This is a genomic window from Limnofasciculus baicalensis BBK-W-15 (assembly GCF_024178385.1).
In the GTDB taxonomy this organism is placed as follows: domain Bacteria; phylum Cyanobacteriota; class Cyanobacteriia; order Cyanobacteriales; family Coleofasciculaceae; genus Limnofasciculus; species Limnofasciculus baicalensis.
The window spans coordinates 1-19,287 of record NZ_JAMZMM010000085.1 but is presented as its reverse complement, the minus strand read 5'-3'; the positions used below and the strand labels follow the sequence as shown (position 1 = coordinate 19,287).

Below are 19,287 nucleotides of genomic sequence, written 5' to 3'. Positions count from 1 at the left end.
CTTCATACTTCATACTTCATACTTCATACTTCATACTTCATACTTCATACTTCATCCTTCATACTTCATCCTTCATACTTCATACTTCATCCTTCATCCTTTATTCCCCCCGACTTCCAATCCAGCCAGGGAAGTAAAGGCTTTAAGAATAGTTTTCGATTTACCATAGAATTGCGATGGCATCGCCAGCCTTCGGCATCGCAATTCTATGGTTAACTTACCGTAAGTGGTATCTCGACAAATAAAGATTAATCCCTCTTGAGTAGGTGTCCGAACAAAAGTACCCGCTCTATCAGTTGTACCAACTAACTCCACTTCATATTGAGAATTACGGGCTTGAATTGCCCAATTTCCCCAAGGTTGAATCTGCCAACTTATTTCTGAATTCCAGGGTACAAATTCATAAAATTTACCTTCGTAGTGGATACCAATCATAGCAACAGATTCCATCCACCAGAGTACACCTCGTCTGCCACCACCAGCAGTCAGGGCGAGATTGGGTTGATTGTCGAAACTATTACAATTAATCCAAAACCATTTCTGAGGAAAAGATTGACCCCAGTTTTTCTCAATATAGGCTGGGGCATTAGTAAATTCATAGCGTTTACCATGCCAATCAATCCAACCAGTTGCTAAACCGTGCGCCATCAAAACTTGCCATCCCGGTTCAAATATCTGAAAATAAGATAGCCAACCTGCTGTTGATTGTTGTACATTTCCAGGATTGCCCCAGCCGTAAATTGGTTTAATTTCGTATTGCCAACGACAATAACTATTGCTTGGGCTGTGCCAATCTCGAATCTTACCTTGATTCCAAGTTGCTGTGGCTTGATACCCTTCTTGAATGTGACGATCGAATGTGGCAGAATCGAGGTATTGTGGGGATATTTTTAAATCAGTTTTACCCCAATGGCCTAGCGCTAGACTTGTTCGAGATGCCCAAAATTGGTTTACCTTGGGAAAAGTCCGACAGAGATAGCCATCATCGGGACCGAGAATTTGGGCAGCGCCACCGCTATCGGGTTTACCACCCGTGCGATCGTCAATAGAATACATAAAGGCAAAAGTATCGCCACAGTCTGGCAAGGTAACGCGGTAGTACCATCCTTCAAAGAAGCGCGTGTTAATGCCGTAGCCGTGATAGCCACTGTGGGGTGTTTGTAAAGGATTTGCCATAGATTCAGGGATGTGCGACTTTAGGACTCTATAGCATATCCTCATGATCCTTTTCTAGATTTTCGGGTTTTGGTGAGAGCTTTGCCCGTGCTTTCTAGCTCATCCACGATACCTGCGGCTGGTTTGACATTAAATCTATTAATCTCTCAACTTTTATTTCTAATTCCTGTCTGTAAACTAACCCTTCTATCCACCTGTGCGGAATATTACTATAGCCAAATTTTGCACCTAATAGTGCCCCGGCAACAGCAGCATTTGTATCCGCATCTCCTCCTTCATGAATAATCTGTAAAATACCATCTTGGTATGATTTTCCGTGTTGTAGTGCCCAAAAGCCAGCGCCCAGAGTTTTCAGGGTATAGCCGACAGAATTAGTTTCACCGGGATTTAAGCCTTCATCTAAATCTAAACTTTCTAGAGAAACAGCAGCTTTATCAAAATATTCTTGAAACTCAGGATGGTAAGGTTGGACAATTTTAGTAATCTTGGCAATAAGTTGCTCAATATCAGTTTCTCCTTGTAAAATACTGCTAATAGTTAAGCAAACTGCTACACATGAACCCAAACAGCGAGAATCTGGATGAGTAATCCGACTCACTTTTGCGGCGGGCGAAGCCATCGCGGTTACTCATGATAAGAATAAACCCTGATGTGGTAGAGCTAATCGATTGGGAGGAATCTTTGACACGATTGTAGAATATTTTCTGAGATTTGAAACCAGAGGGATGTAACGTTATATTACTGGTAACGTTGTGGGGATTCGATCCATCTTATGACGTAGAACAGGCAAGATGCCTGTGATGAAACGAACAGGCAAGATGCCTGTTCTACGTGGGATGTCCGGGATAGAGTTAAGGTTAACGATTATCCTTGGCAGTAGGGGATATCTCAAAGGAATTCTCTAAAATAAACATTGTGGAACAATATGAGGAGTGTGTCAGATGAAAATAATCAGCTATTGGAGTAAGTCAGTTGCTCTATGTGCATTAATATCAAGTACAGCGGTGAGTTTTGTGGTTCCAGCAACAGCAGTTGGCAGCAATACCACCGATGACACCATGTCAAGTTCCCAACCTGCCTCCTTTGAGTCTCAAGGAGACTTGCAACTGGCACAAAGTCTAATGGGAGAATGTCGTGCGGCTAAAGAGCGGATTTTTGTTTACAGTCAGCGCTCATCATCTAGTCAAACCCTGGGAACAGTGAATCCCGATGGCGAAGTAACCTTAGCAGATAGCGGTAGCGGTGGTTGGATTGCCGTTAGCGCTCCCTTAACTGGGTATGTACAGGCAAACAGCCTCAAACCCTGCAAAAATATGAACAGCCCAAAACCCAATCCCCCGGCATCCAATACCCCGAAACCCAATCCCCCGGCATCTACCTCTTCTGGTGGAGACTGTCGCCAAGTCAAATTTCCTGAAGGTTTGGTGATTCGTCAAAATCCCAATAGTGGTACAGTAGTTGGTCGTCTGATGATGGGTAACACTGTTCGGCTAGCAAATCCTCGACGCTCTGAAAAAGATAGCCAAGGGCGTACTTGGGTTCAGATTGCTACTCCCAAGGCGGGATGGATTTCCAGTGGCTTCCCAGAGGGGAATTTAGGTATGGAAATGTCTTGTAAATAATAGCAGAGGTAAGGGGTAAGAGGTAAGGGGTTAGATTAGAGGCCAGAGATGAGGAGTTAGATGTAAAAAGTGAGAGGTTTTTCCTAACCTCTCACCTCTAACCTCTTAATTTTGATGAAGCTTTGGTAAAAGCACTGGTCATTCCCAGCAAAAATATGCCAAGATGCGGCAATTGACACTCTCAGATCTAAAGAGACTGAGATTCTTAAGAACGTAAAACCCTCGTAGATTTTGGTTCGTAACGGCTGTGCCAAACAGCCTCTAGACAGTCCGATTAAAACCATTCTGCTTACTTTTTCAGGGCTAGAACAGAGTGCATCGCACCAAACCAACCATTTCGGTAAGTCGTCCTTTAACTGAGCGTCCCATGTTAATTATAACAAGGATTACGGGCACTATAGTCCCACGGGAGAGCTTCCCTCTCAGCCCTTTAGGGACTGAGTTTCCCGCATCCCGTATATTTTTGTCAACAACCCACTATTCCTGGTGAAGATTAAGTTAACACGTAATCAATAACTGATAGTGGCTTGACTGATATCGAAACGACGGCTACGCAAGGCACTCCCTTGCCCAAGATCGTGCGATCGCTAGTCACCATACCACTGAAACTCAATAACATTTTTTGAGAGATTTGTCAAGATGCTGCCAAACCCTGCTAGTCCAACTGTACCGACAGATCAATTTTCTACCCTAATTGAACTCCTCCGTTGGAGAGCCACCGAACAACCTGACAAAACTGCCTATACATTTCTGATTGATGGTAAGACAGAAGGTCCATCCCTAACATATTCGGAATTGGATCTCTGGGCTAGAGCAATTGGGGCAAAGCTGCAACTCCATAACGCCAGAGGAGAGCGCGGTTTGCTGTTGTATCCCCAAGGCTTGGATGTAATTGCTGCATTTTGTGGGTGTTTGTACGGTGGAGTAATTGCTATTCCTGTACCACCGCCGGAAAGTGGACGGATTAAGCGGACGTTACCCAGACTCAGCGCTATCGTTAAGGATGCAAAAGCGACTTTTGTCCTAAGTACTGCTCAAATTATTTCCCTAATCGAAACCGTGCGGGAGGATTTTCCCGAATTCGAGCAGATGGAATGGTTGGACACTGAACAAATCGATCCGGAATTAGCACAGACATGGCAAGATCCAGGAACCAACGGCGATAGTCTCGCTTATCTACAGTACACTTCAGGCTCTACCTCTACACCGAAAGGGGTAATGCTCACTAACAGAAACCTAATCTGGCATGAAAGGTATCTCAACAAAGCCTGTGGGTACGGAGAAGACAGCGTTACTGTCACTTGGATGCCCTATTTCCACGATTATGGGTTAGTGGAAGGGCTAATTCAGCCGCTATATAATGGGACTCCCTGTTATGTGATGTCGCCCTTTTCCTTTATTAAACAGCCAATGCGCTGGTTAGAAGCGATCGCAAAATATAAAGGTACTCACTCTCAAGCGCCAAACTTTGCTTACGACTTGTCCGTTCGCCGCGTAAAACCCAAACAACTAGAAACCCTAGATCTTAGCAGTTGGCAAGCAGCAGGAAACGCCGCCGAACCCATCAACCCCAAAGTGATGGAAAAGTTCGTTGAAACATTCGCCCCTTGCGGCTTCCGCTGGAATACCTTTGCCCCAGCTTACGGGTTGGCAGAAGATACCTTATTGGTTTCTGCTAAACCTTTAGGTACAGAACCAGTACTCTACACCTTTGATGCCTCAGCATTGGAGAAAAATCGGGTAGTTGTCGCTAAACCAGATGGAGAAGGAGTGCGGACAATGCCGGGATGCGGTAAGCTGGTTTGCGATACCCAAGTTGCGATCGCAGATCCCGACAAGAAAACTAAATGCGCAGCCAATGAAGTAGGCGAGATTTGGGTAAAAGATCCCAGTGTCGCTGTTGGGTACTGGGAACGTCCTGAAGAAACCGAGGAAACCTTCCAAGCTTACCTCACCGATACCGGAGAAGGACCATTTCTACGGACGGGAGATTTAGGATTTTTAAAAGATGGTGAATTATTTATCGCAGGTCGGATTAAAGATCTTATTATTATCCGAGGGACAAATCACTATCCTCAAGATATTGAATGGACTGTACAGCATGTTCATCCTGCTTTACGTCCCGATTACGGTGCTACATTTTCCATTGAGGTAGGTGGTGAGGAAAAATTGGTTATCCTTCAGGAAGTGGAACGCCGTACCCAAGATGTAGAATTCGATACAGTTATTGCTGATATCCGTCAGGTGGTAGCTGAGGATCATGAACTCAATGCTTATGCAGTAGTTTTGGTAAAACCAGGAAATATCCTGAAAACCTCTAGTGGTAAGATTCAGAGGCGTGCGGGAAGAGCTAGTTTCCTTGCCGGAGAACTAGAAGTTGTGGCAGATTGGAGTGAGAATCCCAAACTTACTGCTAAGTACCGGGAACTTCAGGGAGCCGTAGATTCTCTGGCGGCACAAGTGCATCAGCAGTCATCTGTCTAAAGGTACTAGTCTGTCAGATAAGTTTTGATAGGTAGGTTTGTAGTAGGTGCTTTAGCACTAAAGTGCTTACTACAAACAAGCGAAAGCACTAAAGTGCTTACTACAAACAAGCGAAAGCACTAAAAATGACAAATAACCAATAATCAATGACAAATAACCAATAACATTAACTGTGGAAGATTATCTATGGACAAACTGAAACAGTATCAACTCGCTCAAGCTTTAGAAAAGGATTTGGGCGATCCCTGTAATCCAGATAGTGTCATGTCCTTTAAACGAGTAGTTGAACTCGATGAACAGGAGGCATTTACAGACGATGAAGTAAACTGGCTTTATAACTGGAAACTCCAACATTACTATATTCCTGTTGACTGTGGTGGCGAGTTTACTTCTTTTGAAGAATTTGTTGCCTTTGTCAGATGCTTGTCGCGACGAGATCAAACAACAGGGATCAGTTTTACTACCATGTTTTGGTCTTTCCTGACTTGGATGGCGGGTACGGATGAACAGAAAAAAAGACTCGCCAGTTTCATGAAAAATGAAAATGGGGCGATGTGTTTAGCCTATTCAGAAAGGGAACATGGGAGCGATTTGGTTGCAGGTGATGTTACCGCGACTAAAGTTCCTGGTGGTTATCTATTAAATGGGGAAAAATGGCCAATTAACCGCGCTACTCGTTCCGGGGTTACCTTCGTATTGGCAAAAACAGATCCGGAAGGTGGCGCTCGTTGCTTATCCTTATTTATGGTGGATAAAGCGCGGTTGAATCCAGAACAATATTACAATCTCCCCAAGATCCTTACCCATGGTATTCGCGGTTGCGATATGAGTGGAATTGGCTTTAAAGATTGTTTTATTCCCGAAGACATGCGTTTGGCAGAGGAGGGCACAGGGTTAGAATTAGCACTAAAGGGTTTTCAGATTACCCGGATGTTGTGTACTGCCTTCTCTCATGGTGCAGCGGATACTGCCTTAAGAACTACGCTAAACTTCGCTTTAAGTAGGAAATTATACGGGAAAACCGTTTTGGATATTCCCCAACCGCGCCAAACTTTAGTCGAAGCCTTTCTGGACCATTTGCTGTGCGACTGCGAAACTATTGCAGCAGCGAGAGGATTCCATGTAGTACCAGGGCAATTTTCAGTTTGGGCATCTGTAGTTAAATATTTTGTGACAGTTCAACTGGAAAACCTGGTTAACAACGTGTATGTGGTACTAGGTTCTCGTTTCTACTTCCGGGACGAACACGATTATGGCATTTTCCAGAAGATGTTGCGGGATAATTCCATTATTAGTATGTTTGACGGGAGCAGCGTCGTCAACCTACATGCGCTAATTCTTCAGTTTCGTTCGATTGTTAAATATCGGGCGAAAAGAAATGCCAAAATAATGGAAGGTATCCAAGCGCGTCTGGAAACTATTTTCTCTCTGGAGAAATCAGTACCGCGTTTTGAACCGGAGAAACTTCAGTTGTTTGGTAAGGGGGCTGATGATGTTCTGCAAGGATTAGAAATTGCTCTAAAACAGTTAGATGATCTTAAATCTGAGTCAGATGTTAATTCAGAAGTATTGGAGAAAGTTACCTCTCTCGCCAATGTGGTGCTGGAGGAACTCGATAACTTTGATGAAATTATCGCCAATTCGGGATTTGAATACGGCCACGAGCAATCACCCGAATTATTTGAACTCGCTAAGAAGTACTGCGCGTTACATACCGCAGCCGCTTGCGTTCATACATGGGTTTACAACCGCCAAATTTTGGGTGAATTTTTTGCTAAAGGGGAATGGTTGGTGTTATCTTTGCACCGGATATTGAAACCTTGGCGACAATTACCTTACACAATGGATAAAGCTTACAGCGAAAACGTGGCTCGTGAATTGCTGAGGCTGCATCAGGAAAACAAAGCGTTTTCCATCGTTCCTTTTCAATACGCTCAATCTAAAACACAAGAGGATAAAACTAATGCAAGTCCAGAACTCCAACTCCAAGCTTGATGATGTAATGGTGGAAACTTCTCCTGTTCAAGCTATTCAATCTTGGCTGGTTAGTAAACTAGCAGAGCAACTTTCATTGGATGCAAAAACGATTAATGTGGGGGAACAATTAACCCGCTACGGTTTAGATTCAATTGACGCGGTTACTTTAGTTGGCGATTTAGAAGATTGGCTGGAACTTGAATTGCCTTCTACTCTATTCTGGGATTACCCAACTATTCAAAAATCATCCGAATATTTGGTACAAGAGTTTGATGTTTCTGCGGTATTGAATTCTACTGAACCAGAAAAAGTGGAAGTGGGAAATAGTAAGTCCGATAAATCGGAAAAGAAAGGTTGGGGTGGTTTGTTTGGGAAAAAATAGGGGCTAGGGGCTAGGGGCTAGGGCATAATATTGGATCTAATTCTTAACCCCTAATTCCTACTCCCCACTACCTAGTCCCTAGTCCGCAGTCCCCAGTCCCCAGTCCCTAGTCCCTAATTTTAGAGGAGGAAACTATTAATTGAATTTCTCAGACTTTTCCTTCTGGTGGGTACTACTACTTTACTGTATTCCCTTCTTTATTGTTCGCTATATCGGCAAGAGTTTAAAATTTTGGTCCGATGGATTAGACAGAATCGGTTTGGCAGCAATGTCGCTGATTTTGTTTGTCAATGCGAGTAAATCTAGCTTTATTATCTTCGCCGTTGATGTTATTTTCAACTACCTGATGGTGCGGCTGATGCAAAGCCGTATGCAAAGTGGTAAAAGTGCCGAGGCGAGGCTGATAGCTGGCATTACGATTGTGATTGATGTGGCGATTCTAGCCTACCTGAAATACTTGACATTTTTCGTTGAAGATGTATTTGGGCTGGCGGTAGGAGGTGTAGAGGAAAATTGGAAAAAAGATTTTCCCTTACCAATTTTTGCAGTAATTCCCCCTGGAGTTTCTTTCTATACTTTCCAGATGGTGGGGTTTGTTGTTGATTCCATCAAGCCTAAATATAAGAAACCGCTGGGATTTCTTGATTACATTAACTTCATTTCATTGTTCCCCCAAATTGTAGCAGGTCCAATTGAACGCCGTGCGGATTTGTTACCGCAAATTCAAACCTTCAAGTTTAAGTTTACCGTCGATAACTTTGAGGAAGGATTTCGGTGGTTATCACTGGGATTCTTTATGAAGTTGGTGTTAGCAGATAACATTGCTCCTTTTATCGACTTGAAAGATACAGGCAATCCCTGGTTTATTTGGTTTTATGCCTATTTATTTACTCTGAGAATCTATTTTGATTTCGGGGGCTACAGCTTTATGGCAGTTGGATTAGGCAGAATGCTGGGAATTAAACTAACTTTTAACTTCCTAGCACCTTATACTTCAGTCAGTATCCAAGAATTTTGGCGGCGCTGGCATATTACCCTAAATAATTGGTTTCGGGATTATGTTTTTCTCCCGCTGATGGGTTCTAAGAAACAGTTAGCACCATTCTATTTATTCCTGACATTTACTTTGTCTGGATTCTGGCACGGTGCGGCTTGGAATTTTATCTTTTGGGGGGCTTATCACGGGGCTTTACTATTATTAATACGGTACGCAGGAAGACCTTTTCAACGCTTAGTTGGGAAATATTTTCCCAGCGGAGGTGGAGATTTTGTTTCTTGGGCATTGACTTTTGGTTCGGTGACTTTGGGGTGTTTATTCTTTATGGAAAGCAATACCCACAGACTATTTGAGAAGTTACTCACAATTGTTACACCTTGGACTTATTCTTTGTCTAATTTGGGCGATGTTTTTGCTTCTTATACCTTAACTCAAGGGACAGCACTTATTTTTACTTTGGTTCTTGCCAATGGTGTTTTATTATTGGAACATATGGCGATTTGGCAAAAGCGGAAGTTGGAATATGAATTGTTGTTGTTACCTTGGGTATCGCGGGCGATGCTGGCGTTAACTATTTTGTTAGCTGCTAATCAGCCTTCTCAGTTTATTTACTTTGAGTTTTAGTCGGTTATTGGTTATTGGTTTTTATTTATTACTCTCTACTTCAATTTATGTGTAAATTATGTGGAAACCTCTAAAATTAACAAGTTGGTTTGCGATCGCAATTGCTGCTTGGTTGGTGGGTTATTTGTATAACGCACGCTATGGTGGCGAATTAAGCTGGTTGCGGATGATGTATGAACGTAAAATAGCACTTGCTGCACAAGTGGAAGCGCCGAAACGACTCTTGATTACTGGTGGTTCCGGAGCGCATTATACCATTAATGCCAAACTAATGGAAGAGAAATTAGGGATTCCCGTTTTGAATTTGGGATTGGATGGTCCAATTGGTTTGGATGTGATTTTACCAAGTATTTTAGGTCAAGTGCGTAAAGGAGATATTGTACTTTTAATTCCAGAGTATTTGATTTTGTGGGCTGATGATGGATTTGGGGATCGTTCCACTCAGTTTGGGGTAGCAATTGGCAAACCTGGTTTGGGGGGAATTCCGCCGAAGCAATTTGCTCAAGAAACATTTATGTTAGGTACGCCAACTTTGAGAGCAGCAACTAAGTCAACTGTAGACTTAATTGAAAAAGGAAAATTCACGGGTTATTATTCAGATCCGGTTGACGAACATGGCGATCCCACTGTGACAAAGGAACGGACGGGGGAGTGGTGGGAGTTGCCGATTGATAAAGCAATAACTCCACATGCGGTAGCGCGGATTACAGAATTTAAAAAGGAGGTGGAGGCGAGAGGTGGTACTTTGGTTTTATCATTGCCTTGGGTATACGCTAAAACTGATAATAAATCGGTGAGTAATGTGAAAAAAACTGCTGGTGAGCTAGGAAAAATTGCGCCTTTAATTTATGACAAAGAGTCGTTAAATATGCAAACTGATTCTAATTTATTTGCTGATACTCACTATCATCTTAAGCCGGAGGCGAGAGCGATTAGGGCGGCGCAGTTAGTGGAAGAGTTAAAGGAAATTAATGAATTACAGCTATGAATAGTAAATTTGGTTGTCGCTGAAATCATTACCATCGTAGTGACTTTGATATCGAAAAGCTTATCAACAAACTACATAAATTATTGTCATGAACATCCGTCTAATTCGCATCTCAATCTGCTGTGTATCTGCTTTATTAGGACTGTTTTGGATTGTATTAGAAAGGGTAGTTGCACCCAATTTATCTGCTCAAGATGGTTTGCTATTTTTCCTGCTTTTTGGATCTATTGCATGGGTAACGACTAGTCCAGCTTTCTTTCGCCGATATGTAGGAGAAGCTACGCCTGAATCACTGGGTGCAATTAGAATTATTACCTGTGCAATTCAGGTACTGATGACTCTTTGGCTGGAAGATTTGCCCAGTAGTGCTTTACTTCCTATAGAGATTCGTCACTCTATGGGGGCAATGAGCTATTTTTATAATATACCTGGTTTTGAGAGTTTTGCCAGAAGTCAAAGCGAACTACAGATATTTGAATGGATAACTGCATTAATACTTTTTTTGGGAATGATTGGTTGGAAAACCAGAATTGTGATTCCGCTAGGTGCATTTTGCTACATAATTTTAGGGGGAATTGTTCGTCAATACACCTGGTTTTACCACACTGGATTAATCCCCGTCTACGTTATGGTGGTTTTATCTCTAACACCTTGCGCTGATGGATTATCTGTGGACCGTCTGTGGAACGTTTATCGGGGTAAAACGGTTCCTGTTAGTGATGAAGCGTCAGCTATTTACGGTTGGTCTCGCTATGCTTGCTGGGTTATAGTTGCTCTATCTTATGTGGCAGCAGGGTTGAGCAAAATCTACAAAAGTGGATTTTTCTGGTGGGACCCAGCAAATATGAAGGGAATAATTCTATCAAGTACTCTCGATCCCGTGCAAGCCAATTGGGAGGTAGCTTTAAAACTGATTCATGCACCGGATATTTTGTTTGCTTTCTTGGGTATAACTGGCATGTATGGCGAAATTGCGGTAGGTTTGGTGCTTTTCTCCAAAATAGCGCGTCAAATCTTGCCTATTTGTATGGTGATGCTTCATCTTGGTATTTTATTTTTACAAGATATTCTATTTTTTGATCTCATTGTTTTACAATTAATTTTTTACGATTTTACAGAAATTAGGCAAGGTATTAAACGATGGAGGGGCAGAGAAAGTATTAATGTTAGGAAAAATGAGCCAAACAACAATGATTTGAAGGATGTTAATGATAGACAGGCAAGAGAAGCTCTTCCAACTGCTACCAAGGGAGAAAATAAAAAGTTATACTATCCTATAATGGTGGCTACCTTCGCAGCAATTATGATATTTGTTTGGTTTAGGCATATCGAATTTTACCCGATTACTTCTCTACAAATGTTTTCCGGATATAATAATTCTCAGAAAATTGGATACACTAAAATTATTGCTCATTATGAGTCTGGTTTCGTGACGAGGCTTTACCCAGATACAATTATCCATGCGCCGATGAATACTCGCTACCGTCTCACGATTAGAGGCTGCATACTTGACAATCCTAAAGGAGTTCAATCTTGTAATAAGTTGCTTAATACCCTGAGAAGGGTTCACAATAAAACAGCTATTCCAGGTCAAAAGATAACGAAATTTGAAGTCCAGTCATGGTTATGGGATTTCAATAATAATCCTTCAGATCCCGATTATGGGGAATTGGTGAAAAGTTATACAATGCAAGTTGAGGAGGAATAGCACAACGAATGAAAATTCCTATCCACATTTGTATTCTCGGTGGTGGTTTTGGTGGTCTTTATACGGCGCTTTACCTACAGCATTTTGCTTTATTTAAGTCGAATCGTTATCAAGTTACTCTGATCGATCGCAAAGATCATTTGGTATTTACCCCTCTCCTCTATGAATTGGTAACTGATGAACTTGAATCTTGGGAAATTGGTCCTAATTATAAAAAGTTATTATCTCATACAAATGTGGATTTTTGTCAAGGGGTAATTCAGAGTGTCGATCTCGAAAAGCGTCAAGTAAAATGGCAATCTGAATGTGGGGATGAATTAGCGATCGGGGAGGAAATCCTTGATTACGATTATTTGGTTTTAGCTGTGGGGGCGCAGATGCGGTTGGAGGGGGTTCCTGGTGCGGCTACTTATGCTTATACCTTCCGAACTGTAGCAGATGCGGAACGTTTGAAACAACGGCTGAGAATTCTGGAAAATAGCCATAGTAAAACCATTCAGGTGGCTGTGGTGGGAGCTGGTCCTTCTGGGGTAGAGTTAGCTTGTAAATTGGCGGATCGCTTGGGTAAACGAGGACAAGTGCGACTGATTGAGAGAGGATATGAAGTTTTGAAAACATTTTCTCGTTATAGTCAAAAATCTGCTATAAAAGCTTTAAAAGCACGTCGAGTTCAGGTGGATTTTGATACTAGTATTGAAGCGGTTGAGTCTGACAAAATAATTGTCTTTCAGGAAGGTGAGAGGACTTATATTCCGGTGGATTTAGTACTTTGGACGGTGGGAAATAGATCCATAGATTGGGTGAGAAACTTACCTTGTCGCCAAAACGATCGCGGTCAGCTTTTAACTCTCCCTACTTTACAATTAGGAGATTATCCTGAAGTCTTGGCATTGGGTGATTTGGCGGAAATTCAATATCATCCTCACAAACAGTTGCCAGCTACTGCACAAGTTGCTTATCAGCAGGCGGGTTGTGCGGCGAAAAATATATATCTGGCTGTGAGGGGGAAACGTTTACAAAAATTCTATTATTTGCATTTAGGTGAGATGCTAACTTTAGGAAAGGGTGCGGCAGTTGTTTCTAGTTTTGCTTTGAAGATTGATGGTTGGTTGGCGAGTGTTATTCGGCAGTTTGTTTATTTACAGCGGTTGCCAACTGTTCGTCATCAGTTACAGGTATTGGGGCATTGGATTGGGAAATGGGTGAGGGGGATTGGGAGGAGAAGGTAGTTAGGGGTTATGTGGGGGATGCGAGATTTTTTTTTAACACAGAGGTACGCAGAGGAATTCACAGAGGTACACAGAGTGTTTTTGGAGGATAGGAGGAGAATATGATGATTAAATGGGGCGGTAAACTGGAGGAGGTGTTTGGGTTTGATTTGCGATCGCTAGCTGCTTTTAGAATTGGGTTGGCGTTGATTTTGATGGCGGATTTAAGAATTCGTTTTGGGGATATTCAGGCACTTTATAGTGATGAGGGGGTATTACCTCGCACGGCGCTGAAGGGGATTGTTAATCCTTTGCATTGGAGCATACACGCGATTAGTGGGGAACCTTTTGTCCAAACTATTTTGTTTTTCCTGGCGTTTTTGATGGCGTTGGGGCTGTTGGTGGGGTATCGGACAAGGTTAGCGACTATTGCTTCTTGGGCTTTATTAATTTCTCTTCACAATCGCAATCCTTTGTTGCAGTTTGCTGGGGATGATATGTTACGGGCGCTGATGTTTTGGGCGATGTTTTTGCCTCTGGGGGCTTGTTATTCTATTGAAAGTGCCCTAAATTCTTCTCCAGATCCTTTACCGAAACGGGTGCTTTCGGGGGCGACTTTGGCCCTGAGTTTACAGGTATATTACATTTATGTATTTTCGGCAGGGTATAAGACTACTAGTACTATTTGGTGGCCGGATCTTAGTGCTGTTTATTATGCTTTGAGTTTTGACCAGTATGCTGCACCTTTGGGTCAATTGTTACTTAATTTTAAGCCTTTATTGCCCCTTTCTACTTTTTTTACTTTAGTGTTGGAGTGGATTGGCCCGTTATTTTTGTTTGTACCTGTTGCTACTACTTTTTTCCGGACTGCTACTATTATTACTTTTATTCTTTTGCATGTTGGGTTTGGCTTAACGCTTCACATTGGCTTATTCCCTGCACTGGGTATCTTTACTTGGCTGGTGTTTATTCCTAGTGATGTTTGGGATGGCATTTTCCAGCGAATTTATACGCCGGAAAGGGCTGGATTGAGGATTAATTACGATCGGGATTGTGGTTTTTGTAAGAAGGTTGTTCACTTTTTAAAGACTATTCTAATTTTACCAAAAACTCCTTTGCTTCAATGTCAGGAGGATCCTTCGATTTTTGCTGATATGGAGGAGAAGAATTCTTGGGTAATTGTTGATTGGCAAGAAAATCGTTATTTTAAGTGGGAGGGAATTGCTTATGTGGTAAGTTTATCTCCTCTATTTGGATTTCTCGCGCCAATTCTTAGATTGCCTCCTTTGATGGCGGTGGGGACAAAAGTATACGAAACTATTGCCTCCAATCGCCGGATGGCGGGTAATTTTACCAAACCTTTTAAATACCGTCCGATTGAGATACGTCCTTTTAAACTGATGGATGTGGTGACTTTGTTGCTACTGGCTTATATTACGGTGTGGAATTTTAAGAATTTAGTAGAACTAACTACTAGTCGCGGCACTGTCACATCTGGTATAATCAAGTCAAGCGAAGGAATTTTTAAATCTAAGACGCTCAACTCTATTGATTGGGTTAGTCGAGTTTTAAGGGTGGATCAATCTTGGAGCATTTTTGCCCCTGCACCTCCTAGAGATGATGGGTGGTATGTCGTTGTTACCAAGCTGAAAGATGGCAGTGAAGTTGATATTTTGAGAAATGGTGCTGCTGTAAATTGGGATAAGCCAAGTATTCAGGTTCGCAATAGTATCTATCCGAATATGCAATGGCGCACTTATTTTATCAACCTCAATCGTTCCATAGGGAAGAACATTATACCTTACTACGGGGAATATCTCTGCCGTGATTGGAATGGGCAACATCAAGGTGCAAAGGAAGTAGAGAGTTTTGAGATTTATTTTATGAGTGAGAGAACAGTACCACCAGGGGAAACACAAAATGTAGAAAAGATTAGCATTTTCCAGCAATCTTGTTCTCAAGATAGTCAACCACCACAATAGTCTGTTTTTGAAAAAATGACCAAGTTAGCAGCGGATAGTAAATTGAATCGTAATCGGAGGGATTTAGCAACGGATGCTTAATATACTAATGACTAATTACCAGTGACTAATTACCAACTATGTTATTTAACTCTTATCCATTCATTTTTGTCTTCTTACCCATTACCCTACTTGTCTTTTTCGGGTTAGTGCGGTTTCGCTTAACCAGGGTAGCTACAGCTTCCTTATTTATCGCGTCTCTGGCATTTTACGCTTACTGGGATATCCACTACTTGCCGTTAATGCTGATTTCTATCGGCTTTAACTATTTTATTGGTAGATCCATAGAAGAAACTCCACTTGGCAGTAAAAAAGCTACTCGTTTACTCTGGACGGGCATTGGTTTAAACCTGGTTCTGTTATGCTATTACAAATATGCTAACTTTTTCTTAAGTTCCTTCGATGCGATCGCAGGTACGGATTGGACTCTCCCCAATATTATCCTACCCCTCGGTATTTCTTTTTACACTTTCACCCAAACTGCTTATTTAGTAGATGCCTATCGCGGCAAAACTACTAAGCAAGATTGGCTGAGTTACGGACTTTTTGTTACCTTCTTTCCTCATTTGATCGCGGGACCAATTCTCCATCACCAAGATATGATTCCGCAGTTTCAAAGGATGCGAAATTTTGTCTTTTCTCACAAAAATGTGGCGCGGGGCTTAGTGCTATTTGCCTTGGGAATTGCCAAAAAAGTTTTAATTGCTGATAGCGTATCGCCGTGGGTTGCCCCCGTATTTAATAATTCTGGTTCCGTAACTTTTATTGAAGCATGGGTAGGAGCAATCAGTTACACCATGCAGTTATATTTCGATTTTTCTGGCTACTGCGATATGGCAATTGGCTTAGGGTGGATGATTAATATCGATTTACCGATTAATTTTGATTCCCCCTATAAATCTAAATCCATAGTTGAATTCTGGCGACGCTGGCACATTACCCTTTCCAATTTTCTCCGGGATTATCTATATATTCCCTTGGGAGGAAATCGCAAGGGACAAGTTAGACGCTATGTCAATTTAATGACTACCATGTTACTAGGTGGATTATGGCATGGTGCGGGGTGGACTTATATAATATGGGGAGGATTGCATGGGTTATATCTCTGTCTTAATCATGGGTGGACAAAGTTGGGTGTATCTTTGCCGAAGCTATTGGCTTGGGTGATGACATTTTTTGCTGTTATCGTGGGTTGGGTATTATTTAGGGCGGCAACCTTATCTGATGCGATGAATATTTTACAGGCGATGGTGGGGATGAAAGGTATTGTCTTGCCCGGTGAAGCACAAGGTAAGTTAGCCATCCTCACTAACTTTGGGATACAGCTTAAATCTTGGGGCAGTTTGGCTTATATACCAGAGGTAAATGGTAATAAGGGTGCGAGTATTTTTGTTTTAGTTGGACTAACTTTATGTACGGCATTACTTCCCAATACCCAGGAAATTGTGGAGAAGTTTAAGCCAACTTGGTGGTGGGCGGTTGGCGTGGGTGTATTAACTAGTGTTTGTTTGCTATCACTGAATCGAGTTTCTGAATTTCTTTACTTCCAGTTTTAATCGATATCAAAAATCATGAGTATATTTCCTAAATTAAATTCAGCGCCATCTGAAGTCTCTACCAAAAATAAAAGTAGAAATACCTCAAGCAAAAAATACAGTCGATTTAATTGGGGTTTTATCGCTGCTGCATTGATTCCTACCCTATCTGTGGGCTTGTTTAATATTATTGTCGATCCCTACGATGTTTTTGATACACCAAACTTTTTGGGTATTAATCATTCTAAACCAGAGAAAGATAATACTGATAGGTTATTCAAAGCTCTCGACATTATCCGGATAAAACCAGTTACAATTTTCCTGGGTTCATCGAGAACAAAACAGGGATTAAATCCAAGCCATCCGGCTTTATCCAGCAATCAACCTGCTTATAACTTAGCTCTCAATGGACCGAATAATTACGAGATATTTCGTTATTTAGAACATGCAATTGCCAATCAAAAAGACATAAAAGAAGTAATATTTGGGGTTGATTTTTTTATGTTTAATTCGTCATTAAAAAATCAACCCAGCTTCTCAGAAGATAGACTAGAAAAAAACCACCTAACCATAAATGATGCTATTACTTCCACATTTTCTTGGGATGCTTATTCTAAGAGCATAGAAACAATTAAGGCTAGCCTTAAAGATCCAAATAAAAATGATGATTATGGCAAAAATGGTTTTATGCCAAATCGTAATCTTGAAAAAGGTCAAAATGAATGGAGATTTAGTTCGGGAATAACTCTTTACTTCTCTTTACACTCTGATTATAAATTTTCAAATCAATACCTATCTGATTTTAAACGCATAGTAGATCTATGCCAGGAACATGGTATAACCTTAAAAGTCTTTATCTCTCCATCTCACGCGATTGATTTAGAGGCTATTCGTGCCACAGGGCGTTGGGAAGTTTTTGAACAATGGCAACGGGAGATTGTGAAAATTACCCCCGTTTGGGATTTTTCTGGCTATAACAGCATTACAACTGAGCCAATTAGTAACTCTATGAAAAATTATGCTGATAATTCCCATTATACTAAACCCATCGGGGATCTGATTCTCAATCGCATTTTATCTTATAAAGCAGAAACAGTTCCCCAAGATTTCGGTATTTTACTCACACCAGATAATATTGAATCCCACATCGAGCAACTCCGCAATGACAGAGAATTATGGACAAAAAACAATCCGGATAAAGTTAAGTTAGTGGAAGATTTAAAGCGCGAATATGATAGCAAGCGTGCTTCAAATATAAAAAAATAAGCGAAATCAGATAGTTTGAAATGATGAAATTTACCTTGTTTTCTCGATCGCGTGGCTCGATAAAAAATAAAAAAATTCAACAGGATAATCATAATTACCGTAAATTTAATTGGACACTATTAATAGTTTCTCTATTGCCTGTTTTGTTTATTGGATTTTTTAATATCGCAGTAGATCCATACGGTATTCTTAGTACTCCAAGTTTTTCAGGGTTTAATCAGTTTAAGCCAGAACAAGATACTCATAATAGTCTAGTCAAAACTATTGATGTTATCCGCTTTAAACCAACAACAGTTTTATTGGGTTCGTCTAGAGTAATAATTGGTCTAGATCCCAGTCATCCTGGTTTAATAGATAGCCAAAATGCTTACAATTTGGGAATACCAGCTATACATCTACCTGAGTTAAATCATTATGTAGAACATGTTATAATTAATCAATCTCAAGCAAAACAAATGGTTATTGGCTTAGACTTCTTTATGTTTGGTGAATTCGACAAAGATCCCAGAAAATTAAATGATAATTTGGGAAAAAATAAAATCTCTCTAAATATGTTAATGGATATTCTCATATCGTGGCAGACATTTGAAGATAGTCAATCCACAGTTATTGCTAACCTTAATAGCAAAGGTATAGAAAATTACTACTTCAGAGGTATGCGAATAATTGGGGATTCAAATAATAAGATTAATGGTCGTCTGATCCCTAATATGAGAACTCGCTTTCAAAAAGACATCTCTAGTTATTTAGAATGGTACTACAGTAATTATAAGTTATCAAATAATGCTCTAGAAATATATAAAGAAATAGTTGATCTTTGTCAAAGAAAAAATATAGATATAAAAGTTTTTATATCCCCAGAATCAGCATCTCAATTGGAAGCTATTCGCCTTGCCGGACTTTGGTCAGTTTTTGAACAATGGAAACGAGAATTGAGTCAAATTACTCCTCTATGGGATTTCTCTGGCTACAACAGCATCACAACAGAACCTATTAGTGATGATATGGAATACTTCTTAGATGGTACTCATTACAGTAAACAAGTGGGAGATTGGGTTTTAAATCGAGTGTTGTCTTATCAAGAAAAAAGCGTTCCTAAAGATTTTGGCATTCTCATCACACCAGAAAATATCGAATCTCACCTAGCTAAAATTCGTGGGGAACGAGAATTGTGGGCAAAGCAACATCCAGATGAAGTAATGTTTGTGGAGGATTTAAAAGAGTAGTATGATTTGAATCATCTGTCTGTAAATAATGGTTCAGGGAGACAAGGGAGACAAGGGAGACAAGGGGGACAAG

General features: G+C 41.0%; 14 protein-coding genes. 12 read left to right on the top strand and 2 right to left on the bottom strand.

Features of this window, described 5'->3' with window-relative positions:
• Nucleotides 1-93 precede the first annotated feature (93 nt).
• A complete protein-coding gene (locus tag NJ959_RS10855) occupies nucleotides 94-1,176 on the bottom strand; it encodes a tocopherol cyclase family protein (RefSeq protein WP_254011766.1) in 1,083 nt (360 codons plus the stop codon).
• Nucleotides 1,177-1,270: 94 nt separating this feature from the next.
• Complete coding sequence (locus NJ959_RS10850; protein WP_254011765.1) at nucleotides 1,271-1,795, bottom strand: ADP-ribosylglycohydrolase family protein; 525 nt, start codon at nucleotides 1,793-1,795, stop codon at nucleotides 1,271-1,273.
• A 322-nt stretch (nucleotides 1,796-2,117) separates the two neighbouring features.
• On the opposite strand from NJ959_RS10850, the gene NJ959_RS10845 reads away from it, so the two are divergent.
• The 12 genes from NJ959_RS10845 to NJ959_RS10790 all read left to right on the top strand — a co-directional run bounded on the left by NJ959_RS10845 (nucleotide 2,118) and on the right by NJ959_RS10790 (nucleotide 19,214).
• Nucleotides 2,118-2,798: a hypothetical protein gene (locus tag NJ959_RS10845; RefSeq protein WP_254011764.1), complete on the top strand. Its 681-nt coding sequence runs from the start codon at nucleotides 2,118-2,120 to the stop codon at nucleotides 2,796-2,798.
• A gap of 639 nt (nucleotides 2,799-3,437) precedes the next feature.
• Entirely contained in the window at nucleotides 3,438-5,282 is a 1,845-nt protein-coding gene (locus NJ959_RS10840) for a fatty acyl-AMP ligase (protein WP_254011763.1), read from the top strand.
• Between the two features lie 186 nt (nucleotides 5,283-5,468).
• Complete coding sequence (locus NJ959_RS10835) at nucleotides 5,469-7,277, top strand: acyl-CoA dehydrogenase family protein (protein WP_254011762.1); 1,809 nt, start codon at nucleotides 5,469-5,471, stop codon at nucleotides 7,275-7,277.
• Nucleotides 7,246-7,641, top strand: a complete 396-nt coding sequence (locus NJ959_RS10830; RefSeq protein ID WP_254011761.1) for an acyl carrier protein — start codon at nucleotides 7,246-7,248, stop codon at nucleotides 7,639-7,641. The genes NJ959_RS10835 and NJ959_RS10830 overlap by 32 nt, the downstream gene beginning before the upstream one ends.
• A gap of 139 nt (nucleotides 7,642-7,780) precedes the next feature.
• Nucleotides 7,781-9,262 (top strand): MBOAT family O-acyltransferase, encoded by a 1,482-nt coding sequence (locus tag NJ959_RS10825; RefSeq protein ID WP_254011760.1) that lies wholly within the window; start codon nucleotides 7,781-7,783, stop codon nucleotides 9,260-9,262.
• A 58-nt stretch (nucleotides 9,263-9,320) separates the two neighbouring features.
• Entirely contained in the window at nucleotides 9,321-10,250 is a 930-nt protein-coding gene (locus NJ959_RS10820; RefSeq protein WP_254011759.1) for a hypothetical protein, read from the top strand.
• Nucleotides 10,251-10,338: 88 nt separating this feature from the next.
• A complete protein-coding gene (locus NJ959_RS10815) occupies nucleotides 10,339-11,958 on the top strand; it encodes an HTTM domain-containing protein (protein ID WP_254011758.1) in 1,620 nt (539 codons plus the stop codon).
• An 8-nt stretch (nucleotides 11,959-11,966) separates the two neighbouring features.
• The gene (locus NJ959_RS10810) at nucleotides 11,967-13,187 is read left to right on the top strand and encodes an NAD(P)/FAD-dependent oxidoreductase (protein ID WP_254011757.1); all 1,221 of its coding nucleotides are present in this window, start codon (nucleotides 11,967-11,969) and stop codon (nucleotides 13,185-13,187) included.
• 101 nt (nucleotides 13,188-13,288) lie between these two features.
• Entirely contained in the window at nucleotides 13,289-15,148 is a 1,860-nt protein-coding gene (locus tag NJ959_RS10805; RefSeq protein WP_254011756.1) for a DCC1-like thiol-disulfide oxidoreductase family protein, read from the top strand.
• A gap of 119 nt (nucleotides 15,149-15,267) precedes the next feature.
• Nucleotides 15,268-16,743: an MBOAT family O-acyltransferase gene (locus NJ959_RS10800; RefSeq protein ID WP_254011755.1), complete on the top strand. Its 1,476-nt coding sequence runs from the start codon at nucleotides 15,268-15,270 to the stop codon at nucleotides 16,741-16,743.
• A gap of 15 nt (nucleotides 16,744-16,758) precedes the next feature.
• Nucleotides 16,759-17,988 (top strand): hypothetical protein, encoded by a 1,230-nt coding sequence (locus NJ959_RS10795; protein WP_254011754.1) that lies wholly within the window; start codon nucleotides 16,759-16,761, stop codon nucleotides 17,986-17,988.
• 20 nt (nucleotides 17,989-18,008) lie between these two features.
• Complete coding sequence (locus NJ959_RS10790) at nucleotides 18,009-19,214, top strand: DUF1574 family protein (protein WP_254011753.1); 1,206 nt, start codon at nucleotides 18,009-18,011, stop codon at nucleotides 19,212-19,214.
• Nucleotides 19,215-19,287: the final 73 nt, after the last annotated feature.